25 protein-coding genes are annotated in these 20,360 nt (G+C 35.9%); 17 read left to right on the forward strand and 8 right to left on the reverse strand.

What is annotated here, in order from left to right:
• Nucleotides 1-30 precede the first annotated feature (30 nt).
• Nucleotides 31-231: a zinc ribbon domain-containing protein gene (locus ACKI30_RS04115; RefSeq protein WP_407410166.1), complete on the forward strand. Its 201-nt coding sequence runs from the start codon at nt 31-33 to the stop codon at nt 229-231.
• A 107-nt stretch (nt 232-338) separates the two neighbouring features.
• Here the strand turns inward: ACKI30_RS04115 and ACKI30_RS04120 are convergent, their stop codons facing one another.
• Nucleotides 339-989, reverse strand: coding sequence for a hypothetical protein (locus ACKI30_RS04120; RefSeq protein WP_407410121.1), 651 nt, complete (start codon nt 987-989; stop codon nt 339-341).
• A gap of 80 nt (nt 990-1,069) precedes the next feature.
• Between ACKI30_RS04120 and ACKI30_RS04125 the strand changes: the two genes are divergently transcribed.
• The 10 genes from ACKI30_RS04125 to ung all read left to right on the forward strand — a co-directional run bounded on the left by ACKI30_RS04125 (nt 1,070) and on the right by ung (nt 9,939).
• Nucleotides 1,070-2,029, forward strand: coding sequence for a malate dehydrogenase (locus tag ACKI30_RS04125; RefSeq protein WP_407410123.1), 960 nt, complete (start codon nt 1,070-1,072; stop codon nt 2,027-2,029).
• A 4-nt stretch (nt 2,030-2,033) separates the two neighbouring features.
• Nucleotides 2,034-3,278 carry a serine/threonine transporter SstT gene (sstT, locus tag ACKI30_RS04130; protein WP_407410125.1) on the forward strand — a complete coding sequence of 415 codons (1,245 nt, stop codon included), beginning with the start codon at nt 2,034-2,036 and terminating at the stop codon, nt 3,276-3,278.
• The gene (dtd, locus tag ACKI30_RS04135) at nt 3,275-3,718 is read left to right on the forward strand and encodes a D-aminoacyl-tRNA deacylase (RefSeq protein ID WP_407410127.1); all 444 of its coding nucleotides are present in this window, start codon (nt 3,275-3,277) and stop codon (nt 3,716-3,718) included. Before sstT ends, dtd begins: the two co-directional genes overlap by 4 nt.
• Nucleotides 3,719-3,764: 46 nt before the next feature.
• Nucleotides 3,765-4,679, forward strand: coding sequence for a hypothetical protein (locus ACKI30_RS04140; RefSeq protein WP_407410128.1), 915 nt, complete (start codon nt 3,765-3,767; stop codon nt 4,677-4,679).
• 1 nt (nt 4,680) lies between these two features.
• Entirely contained in the window at nt 4,681-5,259 is a 579-nt protein-coding gene (locus ACKI30_RS04145; protein WP_407410130.1) for a zinc ribbon domain-containing protein, read from the forward strand.
• Nucleotides 5,260-5,269: 10 nt separating this feature from the next.
• Nucleotides 5,270-6,412: a toxic anion resistance protein gene (locus ACKI30_RS04150; protein ID WP_407410132.1), complete on the forward strand. Its 1,143-nt coding sequence runs from the start codon at nt 5,270-5,272 to the stop codon at nt 6,410-6,412.
• A 2-nt stretch (nt 6,413-6,414) separates the two neighbouring features.
• Entirely contained in the window at nt 6,415-6,855 is a 441-nt protein-coding gene (locus ACKI30_RS04155; protein WP_407410133.1) for a hypothetical protein, read from the forward strand.
• Between the two features lie 4 nt (nt 6,856-6,859).
• The gene (locus ACKI30_RS04160; RefSeq protein ID WP_407410135.1) at nt 6,860-7,567 is read left to right on the forward strand and encodes an alpha/beta hydrolase; all 708 of its coding nucleotides are present in this window, start codon (nt 6,860-6,862) and stop codon (nt 7,565-7,567) included.
• A 71-nt stretch (nt 7,568-7,638) separates the two neighbouring features.
• Nucleotides 7,639-9,237 (forward strand): NTP transferase domain-containing protein, encoded by a 1,599-nt coding sequence (locus ACKI30_RS04165; protein WP_407410137.1) that lies wholly within the window; start codon nt 7,639-7,641, stop codon nt 9,235-9,237.
• 21 nt (nt 9,238-9,258) lie between these two features.
• Nucleotides 9,259-9,939: a uracil-DNA glycosylase gene (gene ung / locus ACKI30_RS04170; protein WP_407410139.1), complete on the forward strand. Its 681-nt coding sequence runs from the start codon at nt 9,259-9,261 to the stop codon at nt 9,937-9,939.
• A gap of 133 nt (nt 9,940-10,072) precedes the next feature.
• Here the strand turns inward: ung and ACKI30_RS04175 are convergent, their stop codons facing one another.
• Genes ACKI30_RS04175 through ACKI30_RS04185 form a run of 3 tightly spaced genes read right to left on the reverse strand, consistent with a single transcriptional unit; the run spans nt 10,073 to nt 12,320 of the window.
• Nucleotides 10,073-10,675 (reverse strand): hypothetical protein, encoded by a 603-nt coding sequence (locus tag ACKI30_RS04175; RefSeq protein WP_407410141.1) that lies wholly within the window; start codon nt 10,673-10,675, stop codon nt 10,073-10,075.
• Between the two features lie 23 nt (nt 10,676-10,698).
• Nucleotides 10,699-11,265, reverse strand: a complete 567-nt coding sequence (locus tag ACKI30_RS04180) for a hypothetical protein (RefSeq protein ID WP_407410142.1) — start codon at nt 11,263-11,265, stop codon at nt 10,699-10,701.
• Nucleotides 11,265-12,320: an acyltransferase gene (locus ACKI30_RS04185; RefSeq protein ID WP_407410144.1), complete on the reverse strand. Its 1,056-nt coding sequence runs from the start codon at nt 12,318-12,320 to the stop codon at nt 11,265-11,267. Before ACKI30_RS04185 ends, ACKI30_RS04180 begins: the two co-directional genes overlap by 1 nt.
• Nucleotides 12,321-12,436: 116 nt before the next feature.
• Between ACKI30_RS04185 and ACKI30_RS04190 the strand changes: the two genes are divergently transcribed.
• Genes ACKI30_RS04190 through ACKI30_RS04200 form a run of 3 tightly spaced genes read left to right on the forward strand, consistent with a single transcriptional unit; the run spans nt 12,437 to nt 14,393 of the window.
• Nucleotides 12,437-13,069, forward strand: a complete 633-nt coding sequence (locus tag ACKI30_RS04190) for a TetR/AcrR family transcriptional regulator (RefSeq protein ID WP_407410146.1) — start codon at nt 12,437-12,439, stop codon at nt 13,067-13,069.
• Entirely contained in the window at nt 13,053-13,664 is a 612-nt protein-coding gene (locus ACKI30_RS04195) for a GNAT family N-acetyltransferase (protein WP_407410148.1), read from the forward strand. The genes ACKI30_RS04190 and ACKI30_RS04195 overlap by 17 nt, the downstream gene beginning before the upstream one ends.
• Nucleotides 13,665-14,393: a flavodoxin family protein gene (locus tag ACKI30_RS04200; RefSeq protein ID WP_407410150.1), complete on the forward strand. Its 729-nt coding sequence runs from the start codon at nt 13,665-13,667 to the stop codon at nt 14,391-14,393. It begins immediately after the preceding gene.
• A gap of 20 nt (nt 14,394-14,413) precedes the next feature.
• Here the strand turns inward: ACKI30_RS04200 and ACKI30_RS04205 are convergent, their stop codons facing one another.
• Nucleotides 14,414-14,890: a GNAT family N-acetyltransferase gene (locus tag ACKI30_RS04205; RefSeq protein ID WP_407410152.1), complete on the reverse strand. Its 477-nt coding sequence runs from the start codon at nt 14,888-14,890 to the stop codon at nt 14,414-14,416.
• A 48-nt stretch (nt 14,891-14,938) separates the two neighbouring features.
• On the opposite strand from ACKI30_RS04205, the gene ACKI30_RS04210 reads away from it, so the two are divergent.
• Together ACKI30_RS04210 and ACKI30_RS04215 are read left to right on the forward strand one after the other, a co-directional pair.
• Nucleotides 14,939-15,397: a pyridoxamine 5'-phosphate oxidase family protein gene (locus tag ACKI30_RS04210; protein ID WP_407410154.1), complete on the forward strand. Its 459-nt coding sequence runs from the start codon at nt 14,939-14,941 to the stop codon at nt 15,395-15,397.
• Between the two features lie 49 nt (nt 15,398-15,446).
• Nucleotides 15,447-16,430, forward strand: a complete 984-nt coding sequence (locus ACKI30_RS04215; RefSeq protein WP_407410156.1) for an SAP domain-containing protein — start codon at nt 15,447-15,449, stop codon at nt 16,428-16,430.
• Between the two features lie 31 nt (nt 16,431-16,461).
• Here ACKI30_RS04215 and ACKI30_RS04220 read toward each other — a convergent pair whose 3' ends face one another.
• Complete coding sequence (locus ACKI30_RS04220; protein WP_407410158.1) at nt 16,462-17,853, reverse strand: MFS transporter; 1,392 nt, start codon at nt 17,851-17,853, stop codon at nt 16,462-16,464.
• A 14-nt stretch (nt 17,854-17,867) separates the two neighbouring features.
• A complete protein-coding gene (locus tag ACKI30_RS04225) occupies nt 17,868-18,320 on the reverse strand; it encodes a MarR family winged helix-turn-helix transcriptional regulator (protein ID WP_407410160.1) in 453 nt (150 codons plus the stop codon).
• 310 nt (nt 18,321-18,630) lie between these two features.
• Between ACKI30_RS04225 and ACKI30_RS04230 the strand changes: the two genes are divergently transcribed.
• Nucleotides 18,631-18,885: a hypothetical protein gene (locus ACKI30_RS04230; RefSeq protein WP_407410162.1), complete on the forward strand. Its 255-nt coding sequence runs from the start codon at nt 18,631-18,633 to the stop codon at nt 18,883-18,885.
• Between the two features lie 206 nt (nt 18,886-19,091).
• Here ACKI30_RS04230 and ACKI30_RS04235 read toward each other — a convergent pair whose 3' ends face one another.
• Complete coding sequence (locus ACKI30_RS04235; RefSeq protein ID WP_407410164.1) at nt 19,092-20,288, reverse strand: RNA-guided endonuclease InsQ/TnpB family protein; 1,197 nt, start codon at nt 20,286-20,288, stop codon at nt 19,092-19,094.
• Nucleotides 20,289-20,360 lie beyond the last annotated feature (72 nt).

A 20,360-nucleotide genomic window follows, 5' to 3' on the forward strand; every position in this document is an offset into this window, starting at 1 on the left:
AAAAAATGCCAACAATAAGGTGTAACATTCATTAAACTCCCAAAATTTTTCCCATCTACTAAAAAATGCAGCAAATGTCAAAAAATCAATAAAAACATAAGTGGGCTTGAAAATTTAGGAATACGGGACTGGGACTGCCCGTATTGCCACACACATCATGATCGTGATGTCAATGCGGCAAAAAACATCCTTAATAAAGGTTTAGAAGTCGTTGGGACGACGGCGCAGTAAAAAAAAATTTTCCAAAAAAATTTCTATATTTTTTTTTGGTTTGCGAATCCCCGCCGTCTACAACGGTGGGGAAGTTCAAATCTAAAATTTAAAAAATAGTGTGAAAATTAGTATAAACTTTCACCACTGTATTCATTTTCTTCGGTATATATTCTGATTAGCCTGTCCACCAGATCATCATACATCAATCTGTGGCCTACTGCGCCACCCTGCGGAGTTTTCACATTGTTCAGGGATTTGTCTGAATATTTTCCGCTGTTGTTTATGATGTACCACATTCCGTGAGGTGTGTAGATGAACAGTTCGCCCTCACCGTCATTTGCTCCGTTTTTGAAGCTGTCCTGAGGGTCGTATATTTTTGTTGAGTGAACCGCAAGCCTTGAAAGGTCCTGCTCGGGTCTGGTTCCTGTCTGCTCAAAGAGCATTTTTAGCCATTCATATGACTGGTCAATGAGGTTGGATTTTTTAATAGGGTCCTTAAAGGCCTCTTTTACTTTGTTCTGTCTTTTTTCAAGGGTATTTGTGATGCCCAATATCTCTTCAACTTTGGGAACATCCTTTTCAAGACATCTCCAGCCTTCAGGCCTTCCTGTCACCTGGACATTGCCCTCTACAAAGTCCATTCTTTTGAATTTTCTGAAATAAGGTTTGACCTTTTCGAATTCCTCATCGGGAATCATTTGATTTAATCCATACAGATATCCGTATTCGTTAGCGTCATAACATTTTGTTTCTAGCTTTAATTCTTTATCTGCCATGTTAATTAATTTGTTTTTCATTGTATAAAAATAGTTGATAATCAGTAAGTTATTTTTATTGAGAGCAACAATATATAAGTATGGTAAAAGTAAGTATAATGGGGTCAACTGGAGTAATTGGTAAAAACGTTGCATTTACCCTTGCAAGAGCAGATACAGTTGATGAAATCGTATTTTTTGCAAGACCTCAAAGTGTTGAAAAGGCAAGAGGCGAAACATTTGACATGTATGACGCACTTGCTGCGGAAGATATCGATTGTAAGCTAACACCTACTTCTGATTATGAAGATTTAAAAAATTCTGCTATCGTACTTATTACTGCAGGCATCCCTCGAGAAGAAGGAATGAACAGAAGGGATCTGGCAATTCCAAATGCAGAAATCGTAGACAATTATGCTAAAGAAATTGCCGTCCATGCACCGGATGCCATTATCTTGGTTGCAACAAATCCTGTTGACGTGATGACAACAGTTGCACTCAAATCATCCGGTTTTGATAAGAGAAGAGTAATCGGTATTGGAAACCACTTGGATTCCCTAAGACTGAAGGCTTATTTTTCAAGACAGATTAACATTAACAGTTCCGAGGTTCACACACGTGTAATTGGTGAACATGGAGATCATATGGTGCCGCTTTTAAGTTCCACAACTATTGGTGGTATTCCATTGAAATATTTCGTAAAGTCTGTTGATATGGAAGTTCCAAGACTTATAAAAAGACTCAAAAAAGCAGGAAACACAATAATTTCTAAGAAAGGCGCAACAGAATATGGGCCAGCTTATGCTATTTCTAACATTATTTCTACAATAATCACTGACTCACATAAGGTTTTAACAGTCTCTACCTACCTGGAAGGAGAAGTTGGGGACGTATACGATGTAGCTTTAGGAGTTCCGGTAGTATTATCCAAAAGAGGTATTGCCATGATAGTTCCTATTCATATGAATGATTTTGAACTCCATGAGTTCAAGGAAGCTGCTAGTATAGTTAAAGAAACCACAGATGAAGTTTTAGAACATTTAAGGAATAATGTTGAGTGATTAGATGTTGAAAAGTGTTATAGAAAAATGGACAGGTTCAAGTCTAATCTTAAAAATACTAATCGGATTAATCATTGGGGCAATTTTAGGCGTAGTGGTTCCCGGATGGAAAGTTATAGGTATTCCTGGAGAATTATTTGTAAGTGCTCTTAAAGCTATTGCTCCTATTTTAGTATTTGTTTTAGTGTCTTCAGCTATTTCAAAGGCAAGATCAGGCATTGGTTCCAGATTCAAAACAGTAATCGTACTTTATTTGTTCAGTACTTTCTTATCAGCGATGGTTGCAATTATCGCAAGTACATTATTCCCGGTTACAATACACTTGTCACTGGCAAGTGACGCCACCGCACCTGGAGGCATTGGCGAGGTAATGTATAACATGCTAATGGTGATATTCTCAAATCCTCTCAGTCTGCTGGCTGAAGGACAGTATTTGGGAATTCTATTCTGGGCAATCGTGTTGGGCATTGCCCTTAAGATGGTTGCAACAGACACAACCAAGGATGTCATTCATGATTTGGCCAATTCAGTTACTTTAATTGTACGTGGAATTATTCAATGTGCCCCTATAGGGATTATGGGATTGGTATTCACTTCCGTTTCTGAAAACGGGCTTGGAATATTTACACAATACGGTGAGCTGATACTATTGCTTGTCGGATGTATTGCATTTGTCGCATTCGTAACAGATCCGATTATTGCTGCTGTTGCATTAAGGCGCAATCCTTATCCGTTAGTATTTACATGCTTGAGGGAAAGCGGTATCACTGCATTTTTCTCAAGAAGTTCAGCAGCTAATATTCCTGTTAACATGCATTTATGTGAACGTTTGGGTCTTGACAGGGATTTCTTCTCAATCAGTATTCCATTGGGAGCTACAATCAACATGGAAGGTGCTGCAGTAACAATCACTGTAATGACATTGGCGGTCTGCCATACAATGGGCATTGTTGTCCCGTTGCCGGTTACAATTGTATTATGTATTATATCAACAATTGGAGCATGCGGAGCTTCAGGAGTGGCTGGAGGATCTCTTCTGCTCATTCCGATGGCATGTTCACTGTTTGGAATAAGTGCTGATGTGTCAATGCAGGCGGTTGCAGTCGGATTTATCATTGGAGTTATTCAGGACTCATGTGAAACCGCACTTAACTCCGCTGGAGATGCATTGTTCTCCGCTACAGCGGAATATCATGACAGAATAAAAAACGGCGAAGAAGTTAATTTCTTAGGGGAATTTGCAAAATGAAACTGGTAGTTCAAAGGGTATCTCACGCAAGTGTAGAAGTTGAAGGTGAAATCACAGGTAAAATTGATGAAGGCTTAATGGCATTGGTCGGCTTCGGGGAAAATGACAGCCAAAAGGAAGCGGACTATATGGCACGTAAAGTCTCAAAGCTCAGAGTCTTTGCAGATGAGGACGGAAGGATGAATAAGTCATTATTGGACATTAACGGAAAGCTTTTATTAGTTCCCCAATTCACCTTATATGGCAAGGTTAAAAAGTACAGGCCTTCTTTTCACAGGGCCTTAAATCCTGATGAGGCAACAGAGCTGTTCGATTACTTTGTGGAGAAATGCAGGGAATATGTTGAAGTCGAAACGGGAGTGTTCGGAGCGTTCATGAAAGTTGACCTGCTAAACAATGGTCCTGTCACAATCATACTTGAAAAAGAGTTTGACGATTAATATCATTTTATATACATGTATATATAAATAATATTGAGGAGTTAAAATGTCTAGTGAAATTGCAAAGGCACAGGAAATTAAAAGGCTCACTACACCTTTGAAGTTTAAGGATTCAAAGGCTTATGACAGTGATGGCAATTTAATCAAATGTGTTGAAACATTATCTGATGTAAGATTCACAATAGAACCTCGTGAGGGTATTTTATCTGATGATGAGATTCTGCAATATGCACCCGATTCCAAAGCTGCATCAAAAGTAAGGTTGGACAGAGGTTTTGGGGATATTTCAGATGCCCTTTTAGTTCATGAATCTCTTCCATGGTATTTGGGAATTTATTATGTGATTTTAATTAGTGTTTTAATCCCAATTTCCTATAATAGAGACTTTTTGGGGCTCATTGTTCTTTTAATCTTATTCATTGCTCCTTTAATCTATGCATATGCCGTGCTTAATTTAAAGAGAAGCGCTCCAAGAAGAATTGCCGAAAAAACCAAACGTAAGATTCAAAAAGCGGATGAGGTAAAAATTGAAGAGTCCAGGTTTGAACCGGAGAGCTTCGATACATTAAAGATGTATGAAAACGAAATTAAAAACCTGAAAGTGGCTTTTGAGGTCAAGGATAAAGTCGTTCGAAATTTAATCGAAAAACGTTTCGAGCCACCTCAGCTTACATATGACAAGTTTATAGCTAATGTCGACAGCTGCAGTAAAATATTCAACACTCAGGCTGATTCAAGTTTGGAGATTATTGAACTGGCTGTGGATGATACGCCGGCAATCAGACGGGAACTGGATAATAAAATTAATATAATGAAAAGAATTATAAATCAAATTGAAGACTTGACAAATGAACTGGTTATCAATATCAGTTCAGACTCACACTCAAAAGATGAAGTTGATGTTTTATTGGAAGATATGGAAAATTTAGTAGATTCTGTAAAGGATTATAAGAGTGATTAAAATGAGCAAGACATGTCCAAAATGCGGTGAAGACCTACCAGACGATGCACATTTCTGCGGCAATTGCGGGTATGATTTCTTTAAGAAGGATACTGCTTCCAAATCAAATTCCGGTTTTGATGGAAAAATATTTTTAGCGATAATAGTGATTGTGGCTATAATTGTGGTTGGAATATTTTTCGCTATCGGGTCTGGCGGCAATAATTCTACAAATGACAATGCAGATGTTAGTGAGGTTGATTTGACAATAACTGAAGTCAACGGATACACCAGCAGTTCTGCAAATCCTCAAAGTTACAGCTTGTACACTCAAGCTTTATTCAACAAGGTTCCTTCAGATTTAAAGGGATATAATGTCAGAACAACATATCTGGATGCAAACGGTACTGAAATCGGTTTTGAAACTGAGACATTGTCTAATATCTATTATGACAGTGACTATTCACTCAGCTTCGGATACTACACAACCTATAAAAAACCTAATCCTGACCATGTGACTGTGGAAATTATAAAAGATGGAAAAACAATAGATAACTTTACTCAAAAGATAGACCAAGGCAAAATCAAATTCTTAAATTAATGGTGATATTATGGCTGAATTCTCATTAGATATAGATCAAATCAAAAATGATGTTGAAACAACAATTAAAGAGGAAGAAGAAAAATTAGAAAACTCCAACTTAAAAAATCAGGCTAAGGACAATGCTGTAGCTATATTTGATGCAGATTTGAATAATCCTCAGGAAAGGGAAAGCATCCTGAAACCTTTGGATAACTTCGGTATGGCAGACATGTCAAAATCCGCATCCAGAAATGAAATGTTGGCTACCCGTGTTGTAGACATATCCAAAGGAGGAAAGGACGCTGAAAATATCGGTGAAAAACTGGCTGAACTTGACAGGCAGATGAAAGATTTGGATCCAAGTAAAGTCGATTTTGCCAAAAAAGGAGTATTGGGAAACATATTGAATCCTGTTAAAAAATACTTTGATAAATATGAAAAGGCTGAAGTTGCAATTTCCAACATTATCGATTCACTGGACAACAGCAGCAAAGTATTGCAAAATGACAACACTACCCTTTTAAATGAAGAAACCAACTTAAGGGAAGTCACCAATAAACTGTTGGCTGACATTGAACTTGGAAAACAGATGGACGAATCCATTGAAGCTCAAATTCAAGAAGCTGAAATCAATGGTGTCGATGCAGATAAAATCAAGTTTGTACGCGAAGAAATCCTCTTCCCTCTAAGACAAAGAATCATGGACATGCAGCAGATGATTGTTGTAAACCAGCAAGGAATAGTATCACTCAATGTAATTAGAAGAAACAACAAGGAGCTTATCCGTGGTGTAAACCGTGCTAAAAACGTTACAGTTTCCGCATTGAGAACAGGAGTAATGGTCGCTACCGCATTATATGACCAAAAAATTGTAATGGATAAAATCAATATTTTAAATGAAACCACTGAAAACATCATTGAGACAACTTCACACATGCTTAAGGAGCAAGGAAGTGAAATTCAAAAGCACAGTGCCGAAACCATGATTTCACCTGACGTGTTAAAAGCATCATTTGCAGAAGCACTACAGGCTATTGAAGATGTAAGCACATACAAAGAACAAGCACTTCCTAAAATGAAAGAAACAATTGACCTGTTCTCTGATATGGCAAATGACGGTAAAAAAGTTGTAGATAAAATTGAAACCGGAAACAACAGCCTGATTGAATAAAAATGAATGTCATTGAAAAAATTAAAAGGTCCTGGTGGGTAATCCTTTCATTTATTTTATTTATAAATGGTGTGGGATTCCTGTACATAGGATCAAAACATAACAATAGAAATTGGATAATGGAGGGTATTGCCTATGAAATACCCTGGTTTTTATACTTTGTATATTTTGCAATGTTTGGAAATCCAAATTTAAATTTCCTTATTCCAAGCAGCCTGATATTGCTGTTTGCAGTTATTCTAATGTTTGTAGGTATTGTGCGTTCTATTTGGGTTGCAGTTAAACTTGCAGACGTATATGATAATATGGAAAAATACACCATTCAATCAACTGTCTTGGATATCAGTCATAAAAGCAAAGAGAACAATAGCTTTTTCGCCAATTTCGGTTGTTGCTTATGCATTTTCGTAATATTTATAGTGTTTTTAATTGTTGTATTGTGATTATATGAATAAGAAATTAAAAATAGCGATAGTAATCATTGTGATTTTAATCCTGGGATACGGGATTTTTTATCTCACAGATTATTATCATGCTGAAAAAACAGCTACTGATTTTTTAAATGGCAGCGGTAATGTAAGTGTAGTCAAACAGTCCAACGGATTGCTTTTGGATGGTCCTGGAAATGACTCAGCATTGATTTTTTATCCGGGAGCAAAAGTGGAGTATACTTCATACCTGCCGATGTTTACACAGCTGGCCAGCCGTGGTGTCGATTGCTATTTAGTTGAGATGCCATTTAATATTGCATTCTTTGGACAGGACCGTGCCGGCGATATAATAAATAATTCAAGCTATGCTCATTATTACATGGCAGGCCATTCACTTGGAGGTGTCGTTGCATCATCATATGCAAATCATACGGATAAGGTTGATGGACTGATTTTACTTGCATCATATCCTACAGATGAAATCCACAAACCTGTATTATCATTATATGGATCTAATGACCAGGTTTTAAATTTGGAAAAGTATAACGAAGCCAAACCATTGATAAAAAGCAATTTCACCGAGTTTGTAATTAATGGCGGTAATCATGGTCAGTTCGCATATTATGGAAATCAGTCAGGTGATGGAAAGGCCACAATTTCCGCTGAAAACCAACAGGAACATTGTGTTCATGAAATATTGGAATTTGTTGAAAATTTCAATTAAAATTCTATTTTTTAATAATGCTTAAAAGCAATAACTAATAAATACTTATTTAGTTAATTGGAGGTTAGTCCATGGAGAGAAATGCAATTATTTTGGCTGCGGGTAAATCAAACCGTTTTGCTCCATTTACATATGAAAAACCTAAGGGTTTGTTTATTGTCAGAGGAGAAATTCTAATAGAACGCCAGATTGAACAGCTTATCGAGTCTGGAGTGAAGGATATTTATGTTGTTGTAGGATATATGAAGGAAAAATTCTTTTATTTGGAAGAAAAGTATCCTCAGGTTAAATTACTCATTAACAATACTTTTGGAAGTTTTGGAAATATTTATTCATTATATGTATCAAGACAATACTTGAAAAATACATTTATTTGCTGTGCCGACCATTACTTTTTGGAAAATCCGTTTCTTGATGAAAATAAGGACAATAGGTCATACAGAGCCTGTTCTCACATAGACGGAAAATTTATGGAGTTTGCAGTGGATTATTCCGATGCAAACATTATCACCGGATGTTATGTCGGCGGTAGCGATAGGATGGCAATGATCGGTCATGCCTATTTCAATGAAAAGTTTTCCCAAAGGTTCTGCGAATTGCTTGAAAAGGAAATCACCGATTTTGGCGTTGCAGGAATGTTTTGGGAGGAATTCTATTCAATGCACATTAAGGAATTGACATTGTTTTTAAAGGAATTCGACCATGATAAACTGCTTGAATTTGAAGATATTGATGATTTGAGACAATTTGATACAGACTTTTTGCTGAATGTAGACTCTGAAATTATAGAAAATATCTGTAACACTCTAAAATGTCATCCGAATGACATCAAAGACATTGAGATAATAAAAGCGGGACTGACCAATGCATCTTTTAAATTCACATTAAATGATGTGGAGTATGTTTACAGGCATCCTGGAGGTACAGCCGATAGCCTGATTGACAGGCGTACTGAAGTATACACCCAGAACATGGCCAAAAAATATGATTTGGACAAATCTTTAATTTACATTGACCCGTCAGGATGGAAAATATCCTATTTCATTCAAAATATTATTCCATGCGATATCCTTGGAAATGAAAAGCATCTTCAACAGGTAATTGAGTCTTTACATAAAACCCATGAAATTCCATTATCCGAAGAAGCGAAGCTATTCGACAATGTTGCAGAAGCAAAAAGATTGATAGGTCTTGCCTGCGCTACCAAAGGTAATCTATTTAAGGAATTCAAGGAATTATTTGACAAGATTGACCAGGTTGACGAATTCGTTAAGGCGGAACGTGAAAAATACGGAATAGAATTGGTTGTAAGTCACCATGATGTTTACGAGCCTAATTTCATTTCAACTTCCGATGGCGATTTCTATCTCATTGACTGGGAATATTCAGGAATAAACGATCCTGCTAATGACATATGCAGTATTTTCACCAGGTATGAATATGGTGAGGATGTCAGGGAATATCTGCTTAAATCATATTACGGACGTGAACTGACAGAACTGGAGCACAGGCATGCAATGGGCCAATCAATTTTAAACGCTTTTTACTGGATAAGCTGGGGATTATTTAAAGGTAGCGTCGGTGAAGAGGATGGCTTTTTCTTTTTAACATCCTACAGATACATTATCAACCATATTGATGAGGTTATTGAAAGCTATAGCGAGATTTAAAAAAGGATGAACTGATGCTTTATGATTGGTAATGATTGGGATAGTGTATTGGAAAGCGAGTTTGAAAAGGACTATTTTGCAGATATTTTAAAGTTCATTGACGAAGAATATCAATCAAAAACTGTTTATCCTCCCTTTGAGGATATTTTCAATGCTTTTAAGCTGACACCATTAAGCAATGTTAAAGCGGTCATTTTGGGCCAAGACCCCTATCATGAGGAAGGACAGGCCCACGGTCTTGCATTTTCAACTCCCGATGGCAGGCCAATTCCAAGATCACTTAAAAACATTTTCAAGGAAATCAACGCCGAGTATAATTACCCGATTCCCGATTCAGGCTGTCTGGAAGACTGGGCAAGGCAGGGAGTATTCCTGCTCAATACTGTTTTGACTGTCGAGGAAGGCAATGCCAATTCCCACAGCGACTGCGGATGGCAGACTTTCACCGATAAGGTAATTGAGATTTTAAATGAACAGTCACAACCGATTGTTTTCATGTTATGGGGAAAGCAGGCAGAAAAGAAAAAGGAACTGCTTACAAATCCTGACCATCTGGTGCTGATAACATCACATCCGTCTCCTTTTTCTGCAAGGCGTGGCTTTTTGGGGTGCAATCATTTCAGGATGGCAAACGAGTTTCTAAAAGAAAACGGTTTGGATGAAATTGATTGGAACTTAAGTAAAGAAAGTCAGTTGATGTAGATTAAGCTATTTGATTTTATATTTTTTTTCACTATTTATCATTAAATTAAAAAAAGGCATCATTAAATAAATGTTTTTACAGTAACATTTAATTTAATGATTCGTATTTTTGAGTATATTGCATTGAAAAGTGTTAGCTCATGACTCCGAAATTAACTCCATTGCTTCCGAATGAAACAAAGGAATGGTGCTTGTCACTGCTGCTTGGATAGTCGTATCTTTGTGATTCGATGGAATTGACTATTTTGTAATTTTGATATTCATCGTTTAAGATTTCATAAAACTCATCATGTGAATATTTTGACGGGGATGCGCTTTTAACAATTTCCTTTATCTCTGGTGTGATATTTTCCCCGTTCCATGTGATATAGTAAAACTCTTCACCTGCTGAAAACCACAGCACGGAATTGTTTGTCTCATCATATCTGTTGTAGCCCATGAAATGGACAGCATCATGACCGGATACATTAACCTTTTTAATTTGGCTGTGATGTTCAATATAATAACCGTAAAGGCTCATCAGATTGGGATTTACAAATCTGATTGTAAAAACATGGATGTTCTCATCAAATTCATACATGTTAAAGTCGCTTTGGTAGGGATTTTCGTATTTTGGCGGGATTTTAAACGTTTCATAGCCCACTTCTGCTGTTGTCCAGTTTGATGAATCGATTGCGCTGACGGCATTCATCAAAATGAAAACTGACAATAGGATTATGATGACTTTTTTAAACATGGTAATAGTATGTGTTTAACGACTTAAATAACTATCTCATAGTTAACTTTCCTGTTGTCCCTCATTCTTGAGTCCATATCAACCAAATCGTAAACCAACGGGTTTGCAATTAAAATCATCCATATTTCATAGGTGGTTTTAACAAAATTATCATTCAATTTAATGTGGTCATGGACAATAGGGCATTTGTATGGAAATTCTGACTCGTCAAAAATCAGATGGAACTCGCCCTTCTTGTTCAGGTGAGGTATCAGGGGAAATGTTCTGCATTGTATCGGCCTGATTGACCTGTCACATTTTGGGGGATTTGTGCATTTTACAAGATAAATCTGGCCTTTCCAGGAGTGTGGATATTTGATTTCATTTGAATCTATATAATAAAGGTCAAAATCAGGTGAATCCTCATACATCAGCTCTTCACCCGGAAGCAGGTATAGTGCAAGCTCCTCGTTTCTGTAATCTTCCGCATCATATACGCAGCAGACCTCTCCGCATAGCTTTCCGCAGTCAAAATCAACAGGTGAAACTTCATCTAACCTCTTATAAATTCTTTCAATAGATTTTTTCATTTCGCTGGCTGTAATTTCCATTATTTAGCACCTATAACTTGATTTAAATATGGTATTCTGTTTAAAATACTCATTATCAGCACTGATGATACTAGTGTCGAAGTAAACAATATGCAGATATATATTGGCTGATTGTAGTTTTGCAAGTTTCTAATTATCAGCAGTAGTATTGAGTAATGGAAGAGATAAATGCCGTAGCTGTATTGGGCAATTGCTGTAATTATCCTTTTGACAATTCTATTTTCACTGATATTGAATTTCGCATTTTTAAATAATAGGAAAACTCCGGCTACCTCTAGTGATATCCAGAGTGAATATCTGTGAGGGTATTCCATGTGTGTCGGTGAGCTTAACACATAGCTGTTGATCAATAATATGCATGCCGGAACCAATGTCAATAAAAGGATAAACATTTTATTTTTAAAAATAGGCCTTTCAGTGTATCTCAAATAGTATCCGAGAACAATAAATCCGATTGGACCTGAGAAATATGTTAGCATTATCGGAAATTCTTTCATTATTGTGAAATCGAACAGTGCTGTAATCAGCCAGATTACTAAAAAGTATTCCACTTCCCTTAGGCTGCTGTGCTTGATCCATTTGTTGAATATCGGCAATATCAGATAGGTTCCAAGTATCATCCAGAAATACCAGTTAGGACCGAAACCCGTATTTTTCCCGAGAAGTGAAGTATAAATGTAGTTTACGATTGATTGGAAATCAAAACTCTGTATATAATTTAAATTAAAAAAATATGAGCTTGTAATGAAGACAGTCAATAGCACTGCATTCCAAAATATGAACGGTATTGCAATTCTTGGAATCCTTTTTTTGAGAAAGGTACGGATATCCTCTTCACGTCCAAGCAGTAGCGCACCGGAGAGCATTAAAAATAAAACCACTCCTAAGCGGAACGGATTTCCGATGATTTGTGTAACAATCCATCCGGAGGACATGATTGCATACTGGCCCCTTAGATTATAGTAGGTTAATGAATAGATGTGGGTCAGCATAACGCACACTATCGCCAGTGCCCTCAATGCATCAAAATAAAAAATACGTTTTGATTTTTCCATACTATTTCGTATAGTTCATATTAGTTAAATAATTTGACTTGATTTTTAACTAACGCTTGTTAGTTTTATATAACATGAAGTTCAACATTATAATGTAAACTAACAGGTGTTCGTCTATGACAAAGGATAAAATTCTTGATGTATCAATAGATCTGTTCTCAAAATACGGTTATGATGGCGTTTCAGTAAGACAAATTGCACGTGAAGTTGGGATAAGGGAAAGCTCAATATACAATCATTATTCAAATAAGCAAGCTATCCTAAAGGCAATACTTGATTATTATGTTGAGGAGATGATCAGCGATGACATACCTCTTGAGCAGGCATCCCTGAATCTGGATAGGGGCTTTGACTATTTCTACAAGGCAGGCTGTGACGCTTTTCTCTCAAAGCTTAAAAAAGACAGGATGATGAAAATAACTAGACTGTTTTTCATAGAATCATATCACAATGATGAGGTTAAGAATTTCCTAAAGGAGGCCATCATCAATGCTCCCGTAAAAGGATGGATTGACCTGTTCAATCTGATGAAGGCAAAAAACATCATAAGGGAGGATTGTGATGTCAAGCAGCTTTCAGAGTCATTTTTCTATTATGGAATGTTCTTGCTTTATGAACACTTCATCTTGAATTATCCTGAAGATGATGAGGAGTTCCTAAAGAATTTTTTATCCAAAACGGAAAACCATGCAAAAATAATATTCAATTCCGCAAGAGTTAGGGGTGATGGACATGAAAATAAGGCTTGAAGAAGAAAGGGACTATCTTGAAGTTGAAAACCTTAACCGCAATGCATTCTGGAATGTATATCGTCCGGGCGCTTACGAGCACTATATTGTGCATAAGTTAAGAGGTGATGATTCCTTCATTAAAAATCTGGCATATGTCATTGAGAAAGATGATGTAATAATAGGAAATATCAATTATTCCGTAGGCAGAATCGATTTTGAAAACTCATCAAAAGACGCCGTGGTTTTGGGCCCGCTGGCTATTGACAATAACTTTCAAAAACAGGGTTTAGGTTCAAAACTGATAGAATACACTTTAAAGCTAGCTGAAAATGACAGTATTCCTTTCGTCGTTGTCATAGGTGATGAAAATTATTATTCCCTATTTGGATTTGAAAGTGCATCAAAATACAATATTTATCTGGAAGGGACTGAATTGGATGAGGAAAATCCTTTTTTCATGATTAAAATATTCGATGAAACCGAAATCCCAAATGAATTGGGAATATTTCACAATCCCGACGTATTTGATGTTGATGAAAATGAGTTAGAGGAATTCGACGGGCAATTTGAATTTAAGGAAAAATTAATTTTAGAAGGACAATTGGGTGTTTAAATGAAATATGTTATAATTAACGGATCTCCAAGAAAGAAAAATACCTGGGCCGTGGTAAAAAGGACCAAACAAAATTTGGATGGGGAATTTGAAGAAATTCAACTGATAAAGGAAAAGATTCCAATGTGCAACGGATGCTTTAAATGCATAATGGAAGGGGAGAAGAGATGCCCTCATTTTGATGCTGTAAATCCTATTGTTGAGAAAATGAGACGTGCTGACGGAATTATAATTGCATCTCCGGTGTATGCAATGAATGTGACTGCACTTTTAAAAAATCTATTCGACCATACGGCATATTTCTATCACAGGCCTGAATTTTTCACAAAAAAGGCACTGGTTGTAGTTACAACAGCAGGTGCCGGTCATAAGGATGTTGCAAAATACATTGACGAAACATTAAGGCACTGGGGAGTAAATAAGGTCTATAAAATAGCTTTTGCCTGTGGGGGAAAGGATTCACTCGATACAAAAGATATTGACAAGGCTGCCGTCAAATTTAGGAAGGATGTTGAATCAGGTAAAAGGCATTCGCCGAAACTTGGAGACATTATCTTTTTTGATGTCTGGAAAGCTATGGCGTTAAAGGATGATGGCATTCCTGCTGATGTGAGATACTGGCAGGAGACAGGTTTCATAAACCATGATTTTTCACCTGAAGTAAAATTAGGATTGTTTAAAAAGGCATTTTCAAAATTAATGTTCAATATTCTAAAAAGAGTAATGTAAGAGTTCAAGCTCTTACTTTATTATTCGTCAGCTAACTTTTTCAGGGCATCGCCGGTTAAGTGAAAGACGTTCCAGTCCTTCTGCTCGGCGCCCAGGGACAGGTAAAAGTCAATGCTTGGCTTGTTCCATGAAAGGCAGGTCCACTCAAACCTTCCATAACCTCTGTCCACTACAATTCCGGCAAGCTTTTTAAGCAATGCCTTGCCGTAGCCCTTGCCTCTGTATTCAGGGTCGACAAACAAGTCTTCCAGGTGAAGATTGACATTTCCTATATATGTTGAAAAACTTAAGAAGAAAAGGGCAAATCCGATCACCTTATCGTCTTCGAGAGCAAATATGACTTCTGCCTGATGCTTTTCGAAAACCCATTTTCTGATATCTTCTTCTGTTGCAATAACTTCATCCAATCTTTTTTCATAATCAGCAAGCTTTTTAATGAATTCCAGGATTAAACCAACATCATTTTCTTCAGCGTTTCTAAAGGTTAATTCAGACATATAGATATTTTAGATAGTATTTATAGATATATTAATATGTTTAGAAATATGAGACGTGCGGGTCAGGAACTTTCAAAAGAGGAATGTGAGGAAATACTGATTAGTCAGCCTAGAGGGATACTTGCCCTTTTAGGAGATTACGATTACCCTTATACCGTTCCGATGAACCATGTTTATATTGACGGTAAACTCTATTTCCATGGGGCTAAAACAGGCCATAAAAATGATGCCGTCAAGAAGTATTCCAAATGCTCCTATTGCGTTTTAAATGAAGGCGTTAAAGAGGAAGATAACTGGTGGTACACATTTAAGAGCGTGGTGGTGTTTGGAAACATTAAAACAATATCCGACGAAAAAAGAAAAGTTGAAGTATTGACTGTTCTTGGGGACAAGTTCTTCCCGACCCATGAGGAGACCGTCGATGAGATTGACCGTCTTTTGCACAAGACAGAAATCTTTGAGATTACCATTGATCATATGACCGGAAAGCTGGTTAGGGAAAACTAGCTTTTGGCATTAACTATATTATATTCGATAAATAAAGTTTAGTGTAATTATGTTCGATTTAGATTTAGATGAAAAAATTTCCTTCAAGCATGCGGATAAAGTGCCTGAAGGTTATGACGTAAGCGAGATACAGTATACTTTCGATTTCATTAATTTGGTCTTTAAGGAGGATGTTGACATTGAAAGTTCAATCAAAAGAGTGGCCAAAAAGTATGACTTGGATAAACTGGAGTTTAAAAAGTACCTTACAGACAACAAGTACATTCTCGCAAAAATGGATAAAAAGGATTTTTCAAATCAGATAAAAAAATACACCACCAAACATTTGAAGAGGATCCTAAAAAGCAATGGCCTTAGAAAATCAGGAAAACGCCATAACCTGGAGAAGAGGATATTGGAAAACAATCTGCTTGGAAATTCAGAGTATCTATCATCAAAATCAAGAATTTTTCATAAAAACAAAAAAAGAAGAATCAGGATTTTCAATGAATTTTTAAAGGATTATTACTATTTCGACGAATTCAATGAGTATTATATGGACAATTACAGGAAAAAGGAAGATAAGATTCCTGTTGAATTTGTTAAGGTCTTCATAAGAAAAGCATTCGATGATAAAAATCATGTTGGATATGTCTTAAATAATCAGGTGATTTCTGAAATATTTTATAAGAAAGAAAAATTCAAGTTGATGCTTGAGAATGTATTGAAGAATTACTGCATCAGTATAAATCCCATATGGAAGCTCAACGATTTGGAAAATCATCAGGGAATTCCACTATTTGTTCGGGATGAATTATTGTTTTTAAAGGAGAGAATGGGTAAAAACAGAATAATCTCCGCGTATTATGTTGTCTGGGATTCATTCAATTTTGATGAGATAATTGTCTCAAAATATCTCGGATACAGATACTTGAAAGACCTTTTGAACCTAAAGGACTATGATAAGATAATAAACGACCTGTCAGATAGGTTCTATTCAAACGAGTCTTTAAAAATTAAGAAAATCACTCAAAAAACATTATTTGATTTTTAAAAAAAGAAAATAAATTGATAGTGTGACACTATCAATTTGGCCTTTCTGTATTGAACTTGTCAGATGACCTGATTCCGACAAGTGAAGCGAACACTGAAAGCACGCATGCCACTGTACATATCAGACAAATTGTCTGTGATGCCTGCACAATCATGCCTGCATATTGAGGAGCCAGCTCCAAACTGCCCATTACCCAAGCGAATACCAGTGTCAGAAGACCTAAACTCATGGTCTGGCCTATTGTTCTCATTGTCGCCTGAGATGCGGATGCAGTAGGGGCATCCTTTGGAGGAACCGAACTCATTATCGCATTCATGTTAGGACTTGAGAAGAGCCCCATTCCGATACCCTGCAGTATCATTGCCAAAATGACGACATACAGTGGGGTGTCCTGTGTAAGGAATGTCAGTATAGCCAGTGCAACCGCTGCAATTCCGATACCGATTGCCGCCAATTTTTGCGGATGGATTTTATCTGAAAGCTTACCTGCGTTAGGCGCCATTACCGCCATGATGATTGGTGTGATGATAAGTATCATTCCGGACATCTGCGCATCCCATCCCCTCACATACTGGAAGTGATAGTTAAGAATAGTTGTAACTACCATAATGGCCAGATAGCTGCATAATGCGGCGATATTTGATGAAGTGAACTTCTTATTTTTGAATAGGTTCATATTGAATACTGGAGATGTTTGTTTTAGTTCATACCATCCAAATATAATAAGCAATATTATTCCAACTACTGTCAGGATTTTACCGGTTGTTGTAATCAGTGTTGTAAATCCGTAGATGAATGCCAGTATTCCTATTGCATATAAAATGGATCCGAGCTTGTCGATTTTGTCCTTTTCATAGGTTTTCCACTCTTGAGGTATTTTCAAAATCATTAAAATGATACAAAGTACTAAAAATGGAATTACAAAGTAAAACATTGCTCTCCAGCCGAGATTGTGAACTAAAAATCCGCAGATTACCGGTGAAAGTGATGTTGCAAGATACACTCCTGTCACTGTAAATCCTAATGCTTTTCCTCTGTTTTGAGGTTTGACTGCCTGAACCACCATTGCCATTGCAGATACGTTAAGGAAAGCTACTCCTGCGCCCTGAATTATTCTGAATACCAAAAATGATTCTGTTGAAAATGCAAGGCATGCGCCGATTGATCCTAAAAGGAACACTAAAATACCTGCAAGCAAAGATTTTTTAACTCCGAATTTACCTGAAATTTGTCCTGCGGGAACTGTAAATACAGCCACTACCAGGAAAAATATTGTCGGCACCCAGTTTTGAATGACATTGTTCATTGCAAAGTCCTGTGCAATGGCTGGAACGCCGATAATTATACCATTTGATAAAAACACCGCAAAAAATGATGTTATAAATGATACGAATATTACATATGTTTCGAATTCTATTTTCATTTTCTACCCTCTTTTTATAAATCTTCAGTTAGTTTCATTCCATTGATTGCAATTTCTTTAATTCTTTCTTTAAGTTCATAATCTTCATCTGTTATTCCAACTTCAGCTTCCCAGTCCCTTGATATCTTTCTTAACTTTGGAACCAGTTCGTTTCCTTTGGAAGTTGTCTTCAGCATGTATTTTCTTCTGTTTTCAGGGTTGACCTCTCTTTGGATGTATCCCTGGTCTTCCAGTTTTTTAAGTGCCTTTGCGACATTTGCCTTGCTCTGGCCGAACATTGCCACCAAATCGTCCTGGGACATTCCTGGATTGTCGTATATTCCCATTATGAATCTCATTTCATGGCCCAGATTCAAATCCTTGATTTTTGAATTCAGATATTTCATCTGGTTTTTTGATATGTTGTGTATCCAGGCTATGAATGGTGAGCTGTCCCATATTCCCTGTACGTAATCCTCTTGGTTCATATTTAAAAGTTAGTTTCATGAAGAATATAAATGTTTCTTTTGAAACAGTTAATTAGTAAACAGTTATTTTAATTCATAAAATTTGAAATATTTATGATAAATAACTCTTATTTTAATAAAAGTATGAAAATGTTAAGATATTTCATTAAATTTTTTAAATATTGGTAAAAATATTCTATTTTTTAGTGGATTGGAAAATAATTTAAAGGACAATTTAGATATATAATAGTAATTATTAAATTTTGGAGTTATGATTATGAATAAAATTGAAATTGAGTTAACAGATGAACAACTCGAAAAGGTAAAACACTTGGAATCAAAAGATATAAGTGTTGGTGAAGCAATAGACATGCTTTTTGAAGCAAAAGAAAAAACTCTATCAGAATTGGAAGCTATTGATGAAGAAATCAGTTTATTTGATAAAGTTAAAGATTCTACTTTAGATGTTGATTCAAAAGCAGATAATCTTGAAGAAAATTATGGGGATTCTGAAAAAACATTCGACCAACAAGTCCTTCAATACAAAACCAGGCTCAGTTGGGCAAAGGATTTCTTCAAATTCTAATTTTTCTTCTTTATTTTTTTTTACATTGCATATTTTTCAATTTCAACTACTTTTTTTTAAAATAAATATCTCGGTATGAGAAAAAGGCGTAGACAAAATATTAAAAAAAGATGCAACTATCGTTTCACTTAAATAGTTGCGGATTCTAAACGAATCGTTACATTAATTGAACTACCTCGACTTTGTAGAAGTCGAGGATTCTTACTTCACGGGCTGGTACTCTCCCACGAGAGTAGAATTACCGTGCTATCTCCCCTGTCCCAGAGGTTCATTGTTTCATTCATTAAATCAGTTAATCCTTGTTTTTGAATGTTTTTTGCTGCATTGATGTCTCGGTCGTGTATTGTGTGGCATTGTGGGCATTTCCATTCTGTTTGTTCTTGTTTTAGGTCTTTATAGTAGTGTCCGCATTCACTACAGTTTTTGCTTGATGGGTACCATCTGCTGATTTGTCTGAATGTTTTTCCGTATATTTGTGCTTTGTATTTGATCATTTCAACAAATTTTCGCCATGCGATTCTTTGTAATTTTCTGCTTTTATTCGAATCTTGAAACATTTCTTTTATGTCTAGGTCTTCGAGTATGATTATATCGTAATTTTTAACGATTTGTGTGGTTATTTTATGATAGTAGTCATTTATTTTGTTCTTTTTTCTGTCTATCCATTTCCAGTAGGTTTTTAATGTGTCTTTGTAGTGGTTGCTGTTGTATTTTTTTCGTGATAATCTTTTTTGGTATTTTTTGATCATGTTTTCCTCGTAGGTAACGTCTAAATTGGCTATTTTTAGTCCGTTGTTGAGTGTGGCTAGTGTTCTCATTCCTAAATCGATTCCCACGAATTCTGATGTTTTATGAAATTCTGGTATTTCTGTTTCGATGTTAAACAAGGCGTAATATTTTCCATTTTCTAATTTGATTGTCACGTTATTGATTTTAACATTTTTTAATTTTTCCCGATATTTTTTACTTGTCCTGTAGTGTATCTCTCCTAATTTTGGTAAAATAATTGTATTGTCTTTGATTTTTATATTTCCATTGTTTTGTATTCTGAATGACTTTTTATCATGTTTTTTGGATTTAAATCTTGGATAACTAGCTTTGCCTTTGAAAAACTTATTGAAGGCATTGATTAAATCTCGATAAACCTGTTGCAGGCTTGAGGACTCGCTTAAGTATAAAAAATCATGCTCTTTTTTGAGCATATTTAACATGGCGTTAAATGTGGTCATATTGCACTTAAGTTTATTGTATCCATGAAATTTAAACATTTTATAGGTGTTTTGATACTCTTCTAAGAGTTTATTCCATGTAAACCTGGAATTACCAATACTCTGATTAATTCTAGTTATCATATCCTCATTAGGATACAATCTAACCTTCAAACCCAAATTAACACAGTTCATAAAAACATCTAACTCCATCAAGACAATTTTTATAAACTATTATTTATAATAATAAAATATATAATGAAAATG

This window comes from Methanobrevibacter sp. (assembly GCF_045539575.1).
In the GTDB taxonomy this organism is placed as follows: domain Archaea; phylum Methanobacteriota; class Methanobacteria; order Methanobacteriales; family Methanobacteriaceae; genus Methanocatella.